Annotated in this window: 6 protein-coding genes; 1 reads left to right on the forward strand and 5 read right to left on the reverse strand. The window is 71.8% G+C overall.

Translation table 11 applies throughout. The features are described from left to right. Window positions 1-64: 64 nt before the first annotated feature. The 5 genes from ACFUC1_RS11810 to ACFUC1_RS11830 form a co-directional block, all read right to left on the reverse strand. Window positions 65-1027: an NAD(P)-dependent oxidoreductase gene (locus ACFUC1_RS11810; protein WP_379119896.1), complete on the reverse strand. Its 963-nt coding sequence runs from the start codon at window positions 1025-1027 to the stop codon at window positions 65-67. Further along, entirely contained in the window at window positions 945-1997 is a 1053-nt protein-coding gene (locus ACFUC1_RS11815; RefSeq protein WP_379119898.1) for a zinc-binding dehydrogenase, read from the reverse strand. The genes ACFUC1_RS11810 and ACFUC1_RS11815 overlap by 83 nt, the downstream gene beginning before the upstream one ends. A gap of 25 nt (window positions 1998-2022) precedes the next feature. After that, complete coding sequence (locus ACFUC1_RS11820; protein ID WP_379119900.1) at window positions 2023-3003, reverse strand: zinc-binding dehydrogenase; 981 nt, start codon at window positions 3001-3003, stop codon at window positions 2023-2025. 239 nt (window positions 3004-3242) lie between these two features. Further along, a complete protein-coding gene (locus ACFUC1_RS11825) occupies window positions 3243-3962 on the reverse strand; it encodes a helix-turn-helix domain-containing protein (protein ID WP_379119902.1) in 720 nt (239 codons plus the stop codon). A gap of 61 nt (window positions 3963-4023) precedes the next feature. Then, window positions 4024-4809 carry an SDR family NAD(P)-dependent oxidoreductase gene (locus ACFUC1_RS11830; RefSeq protein WP_379119903.1) on the reverse strand — a complete coding sequence of 262 codons (786 nt, stop codon included), beginning with the start codon at window positions 4807-4809 and terminating at the stop codon, window positions 4024-4026. A 154-nt stretch (window positions 4810-4963) separates the two neighbouring features. Here ACFUC1_RS11830 and ACFUC1_RS11835 point away from each other — a divergent pair, with 154 nt between their 5' ends. After that, complete coding sequence (locus tag ACFUC1_RS11835) at window positions 4964-6082, forward strand: SDR family oxidoreductase (protein WP_379119905.1); 1119 nt, start codon at window positions 4964-4966, stop codon at window positions 6080-6082. The last annotated feature ends 131 nt before the right edge of the window (window positions 6083-6213 follow it).

A 6213-nucleotide genomic window follows, 5' to 3' on the forward strand; every position in this document is an offset into this window, starting at 1 on the left:
GTGACTTTACAAGCCTTGCAACGTGTTCACAAGAGGTTTACACCAATGGAATCGCGGAGTGGACTCAGCGCGAGGGGGCACCCGGAGCCCGGCCGTCGTACCGGCTCAGGTCGGCCATGTCGCGCGCACCGAAACCGTCGCCGACCGCGGCCCGCACGGCCTGCAGCACCGCCTCGGTGACGGGGGCCGGCCGCCCCAGCGCGCGCGCCTGCCCTGTCGCGAGGCGCAGGTCCTTCTCGACGAGGGCGAGGCTCATGGCGACCGGAGTCCCGGGGTCGAGGAAGGCCGCACGCTTGTACTGCACGTAGGGCGCCCCGACCACGCTCTCCTGGAAGACGGTGTACGCGTCGTCCCTCGCGATGTCCGCGGCCTCGGCGAGCTGGAGCGCCTCCGCGATCGCGGCGTTGAGGTCGTGCAGGACGAGGTTGACGGCCAGCTTCATGACCTGCCCGGCTCCCGCGTCGCCGACGCGGACGACCTTGCGCGCCAACGCTTCCAGCACGGGTAGGGCACGTTCGACGTCCGCGGCGGCACCGCTTGCCATGACGAGCAGGGTGCCGGCCTGGACTGCCGGGATGCTCCCGGAGACCGGGGCGTCGAGGAAGGCGATGTGCCGTGCGGACAGTCCTGTCGCGAGAACTCGGGCAGCGTCCGGACCGCTCGTGGCGTGGTCGACGACGACGCACGTAGGGTCGAGGGCGTCCAGGACGGCCGGGTCGAGCAGCACCTCCCGGGTCGCGGTGCCGTCCGCGAGGACGGACAGGACGACCTCGCAGCCGCGCACGGCGTCCTCGGGGCGGTCCTCGACGGCCACGAGCGGGTTCGACTCGGCCACCGCGTCGGCCCGCGCCCGGGTGCGGTTCCAGAGGACGACCGAGTGCCCCTGGTCGACGAGTCGGACGGCCATGGCCGCACCCATGCGGCCGGCTCCGAGGACGGCGACCCTAGCCACGGCTGGGTGCCACGAGGATCTTGCCGCCCGCCGTGCCGGCGGACAGCGGGCGGAACCCCTGCTCGACCACGGCATCCAGCGGCACCTCGGTGACCCCGAGGAGGCGGCCGAGAGGCCGGTCACGGAGCAGGTCGAGTGCCCGCGGGAGGTCCGTGGCGCAGACGTGCGCCACCGTCGTCGCGATGTCCACCTCACGCAGCACGACCCCGGCGAGGGCGAGCTCCTGCGGCTCCTTGGAGAGGCCGACGAGCAGCACACGTCCGCCCCGCGCCACGAGGTCGAGCGCCCTCGCGGCGGAGCCGGGGGCGCCCGCGCTCTCGATGACGAGGTCGACCGGCCGGCCGACCTCGCTACCCAGCTCGGCGCCCGACGTACCGGGCTCGATCTGGATGGTGCGGGTGGCACCCAGCTCCTCGGCAGCAGCGAGACGGGCGGGGTCGATGTCGGCGACGACGACCTCGCCGTCGTGCCCGCGGAGGCCGGCGAGGATGAACGAGCCGATGGCCCCGGCGCCCATCACGACGACGGTCTCCCCCGGCGCAGCCCCCGACCGCGTGACCGCGTGGAGGCCGACGGCGAGCGGCTGCGCGAGCGCGGCCTCGACATCGGGCAGGTCGGACGGGATCTCGGCGAGCGTCGAGGCGGGGGCGCAGACGCGCTCCGCGAGGCCGCCGTGGGTCGAGAGCCCGAGCGTGTAGTAGGACCGGCACAGGTTCGTGCGTCCGCGCAGGCACCACGCGCAGCTGCCGCAGGAGACCCCCGCACCGCTCGCGACGCGCTTGCCGACCCACTCCTGCGCCCCCGCACCGGCCGAGACCACGCGCCCCACGAACTCGTGGCCGAGGATGGTGGGGCCCAGGTGTCCGCTGCCGGGATGATGGGTCGTGAGCGGGACCATCATCGGCCCCTTGGAGTACTCGGTCGCATCCGTGCCGCACAACCCGTTGTACGACACCTCCACCAGCACCTCGCCCTCGGCGGGGACGGGCTCGGGAACGTCCTCGACCCGCAGGTCGCCGGCCGAGTACAGGACTCCTGCGCGCATCGTCGTCTCCTCGTCGTGGTCCGGCTCAGAGGGCCGCGTCGGAGGTCAGGTGCACCTTGACCTGGGTCTTGTCCTCGAGCACGGTGCGTATGCCGCGGTCCGCCTCGGCCAAGGGCACCTGCGCCGTGACGAGGGGGGTCAGGTCGACGCCCGCGCGGGCCAGGAACCGCAGCGTCTGCGGCCACACACCCGGCGAGCCGATGATGCCTCGGGCCTGCAGCTCCTTGGACTGGAAGAGGCCGAGCTGCGCGGGGACCGAACGCCCCACGTCGATCCCGACGTAGACGAGCCGGGCGCGGAAGGCGGCCACCTCCAGCGCGGACGCCATGGCCTGCGGCTGCCCGCTCGCCTCGATGACGACGGACGGCCCGTGGCCGGCCGTCTGCTCCTTGACCTCCTCGGCGAATCCGTCGGCCGTCGGGTCCAGCACCGCCTCGGCGCCGAGCGTGCGGGCCAGCTGGCCTCGCGCCTCGGTCGGCTCGGCGACCAGCACCCTGGCGTTCCGGCCGACGCAGGCCGCGACGACTCCGAGACCGATCGGCCCCGCCCCGTAAACGAGCACCGTGTCGCTGGCGTCGAGGTTGTCCGCGCGGACGGATGCGTAGTACCCGCAGCTGAAGGGCTCGACGAGGGCACCCTGCGTCCAGCTCAGCTCATCGGGCAGGTGGTGCAGCCAGGCGGCCTTCGCGACGAAGAACTCCGCCGCGGCGCCGCTGATGCTGAAGCCGAAGTGGTCGTTGCCGATGACGCACTCCCCCACGACCCGGTCGCCCGGGCGGAACCCGTCCACCTGCGAGCCGACCTGCACGACCTCGGCCGCCCACTCGTGCCCCGGGATGACCGGGTACTCGAAGGGGATGATGTAGCGCCCCTCGAGCAGCTCGATGTCGGAGTGGCAGACGCCCACGGAGCGGCTGGCGAGCAGCACCTCGTCCTCGGCGATGCGGGGGATGTCGAGCTCGTTGACCGCGTAGGCGGAGGGACCGGTGAACTGCAGGGCTTTCATGGACACCTCTTCGGGGCTGACGTCGCTGTCAGGACCGGCGCGAGGACCGGCCTATGTTCACGGGCACTTAACTACGGGGATGCCGGATCGTCAAGCCACGGTGTCCATCGCTGGGACGCCGAGGCGGCGGGAGGGCCCGCGACGGTGGGGCCTCGACGGTGGGGCCGCGGCGGGCAACGCTGTCCTGCTGCTGCGGCCTCGCGTCGGCTCCTGCGCCCTGGCGGCGGCAGCCGGTGGGATCAGCGCGGGTGGGCGACGAACCAGATGCCCCGGGCGGGAACGTCACCGGGGTTGGTCAGCAGGTGCGGCAGCGAGGAGTCCATCCCCATGGCCTCGCCCGCACGGATCGTGAAGACGTCGAACCCGGCGGTGATCTCGAGCTCACCCTCCAGCAGGTAGCCGAACTCGTACCCCGCGTGCTGGAGCATGGTCCCGTCGGAGGTGGAGCTGCTGTGCGGCGGGTACACGATCTCCATGAAGTCGAAGTCCGGTCCGGTGTTGGCAGCCAGCCGTTCCCAGACCACGCCGGTGTTCATCTCCAGTCGGGCCCGCTCCCCGGGGCGTGTCACCGAGACCCGGCCGTTGCCCTGGCGGGGGAATGCGGTGACCGGCGACCCGAAGTCGGAGCGCGCGGCCGGGCGGCCCGACGAGTCCGCGCCGTGGTGCGATCCGGGCTCCACGGTCCCTGCGTGATCGTCGCCCGATGGACCGGCCCCGGGACCCGGGTCGGGGGTCTCCGCGGCGAAGAGCTCGTCCACCGACACACCCAACAGCTGGGCCAGCGAGTAGAGCGTGGCGACCGACGGCTGCGACTTGCCGTTCTCCATCTGGGACACGAAGGACGGGGACACCCCGAGCTCGCGGGCGGCCGCACGCAGGGACAGTCCGGCCCTCGTCCGCGCCTCGCGCAGCCGCGGCCCCAGCTGGCTCATCGGCATCGACACCGCCCCTTCGCTCACGCCGTCACCGTACCCGCACGGTCGCGCCGCACGGCGCCGACGCGACGCTCCACTGCGCGCATCACACCAGCACCATCCCGCCGTCGGCCATGAGGACCTGGCCGGTGAGGTAGTCGGAGTCCGACGAGGCCAGGAAGAGCGCCGTGCCCAGGAGGTCGTCCGGCTGCGCGGGGCGCCCGCGCAGGATGTCGGCGGAGAAGGCAGCCATGGCCTCCCCCGGTCGCTCGGCGTCGCCGATCGCCACGAGGTCCTCGTCCAGGCGCTCCCACAGCGGCGTGACGACGACGCCGGGCGCGAAGGCGTTGCAGGTGATGTTGTGCTCGGCCAGGCCGCGGGCGGCCGCCTGCGTGAGTGCGTTGACGGCGAACTTGCTGGCGGAGTATGGAGCGAAGCTGGGGTAGCCCTGTCGGCCGGCGATGGACGAGGTGTTCACGATCTTGCCCCCGCCTGCGGGGATCATGCGCCGCGCCGCCTCCTGGATGCAGATCAGGGTGCCGAGTGCGTTGACGTCCATGATCGTCCGCCAGTTCTCCTCGGTGACGTCGAGCAGGTGCATCGGCACGTTGAGGCCGGCGAGGTTGAACATGACGTCGAGCCCACCCCAGCGCGACACGACCTCGTCCAGCGCGGCGGCGACCTGACCGCGGACGGTGACATCGACCGCGAGGCCGACGGCGGTCCCGCCGGCGTCCGTGATCGCATCCGCCACGGCCCTGGCACCCTCGACGTCGCGGTCGAGCACCCCGACCCGGGCACCCTCGCGGGCGAAGCCGAGTGCAAAGGCCTTCCCCATGCCGCTGGCGCTGCCCGTGATCGCGACGCGGACTCCCTCGAGGCGACCTGTCATGGCGCGCTCCTCCTCCCGTGGTGCGGTGGTCGACGAGCGGATGTTAACTGACACTTGACGCTAGCGTCCAGTGCCCGGCACCATGACGACGAGCCCGCGCCCGTCGGCCGTCCCGGGCCGCGCGGATGCGCCCCCACCCTGACAGGAGACGCCCATGAACCGCACCGCCCTGGTGGTCGGAGTGACCGGAATGGCTGGGTACCACTCAGCCATCGCATTGCGCGACAAGGGATTCGGCGTCATCGGCTTGGCGCGGTCCCGGCGGTACGAACTTCCCGGCGTGGAGCACGTGTATGCCGACGTGCTCGACCCGGAGTCGCTGCGGGGTGCCCTCGAGGGGCGCGATATCACCGACCTGGTGTTCGCCACGTGGCAGCGGCAGGCGACCGAGGCGGAGAACTGCAGGGTCAATGGTGCAATGCTGCAGAACACCCTCGACGTGGTCTGCGCGAGCAACCAGCTCACCCACGCCACGCTCGTGACCGGCCTGAAGCACTACCTCGGTCCCTTCGAGGCCTACGCCAGCGCGCCGGCCGACACCCCCTTCCGCGAGGAGCAGGGGCGGTTGCCGTTCCAGAACTTCTACTACGTGCAGGAGGACATCCTGTTCGAGGCGGCCGACCGGCACTCCTTCACGTGGTCGGTGCACCGTCCCCACACGCTCATCGGCTACGCGCTCGGCAACGCCATGAACATGGGCGTGACGCTCGCGATCTACGGCTCGATCTGCCGCGCGACCGGCGAGCCCTTCGTCTTCCCCGGCAGCCCCGAGCAGTGGAACGGTGTCACGGACCTCACCGACGCGAGGCTCCTCGGCCGTCACGTGGCCTGGTCGACGTCGGAGGCGGCCGGGAGGAACGAGGCCTTCAACACCGTCAACGGCGACGTGTTCCGCTGGCGGCAGATGTGGCCGCGCGTGGCTGCTGCGCTGGGCGTGGAGGCTGCGCCCTACCCGGGGCACCCCACGCCGCTGCGGGACCGGATGGGTCACGCCGACGAAGTGTGGGCGCGGCTGGTCTCCGAGCACGGCCTGCAGGAGTACGCCGCGTCGGACCTCGCGTCCTGGTGGCACACCGACGCCGACCTGGGGCGCACGGTCGAGACCTTCGCGGACATGGGCAAGAGCCGTTCCCTGGGTTTCCTCGACTACCAGGACTCGGCACAGTCGTTCCGCGACCTGTTCGCCGAGCTCCGGGCCGAGAAGATCATCCCCGAGGTCGCCCCGGCCAGCACCACGTCCAGCACCACGTCCGACACCGAGGTCACCGCGTGAACCAGAAGTCGCTCATCGAGTCCGTGCCGAAGGGTTTGTTGATCGGGGGGTCGTGGCGGGACTCCTCCGATGGGGCGACGATCGCGGTGGAGGACCCCTCGAGCGGGGCGACGATCACCCACGTGGCGGAT

This window comes from Pedococcus sp. NPDC057267 (assembly GCF_042668795.1).
Classification (GTDB): domain Bacteria; phylum Actinomycetota; class Actinomycetes; order Actinomycetales; family Dermatophilaceae; genus Pedococcus.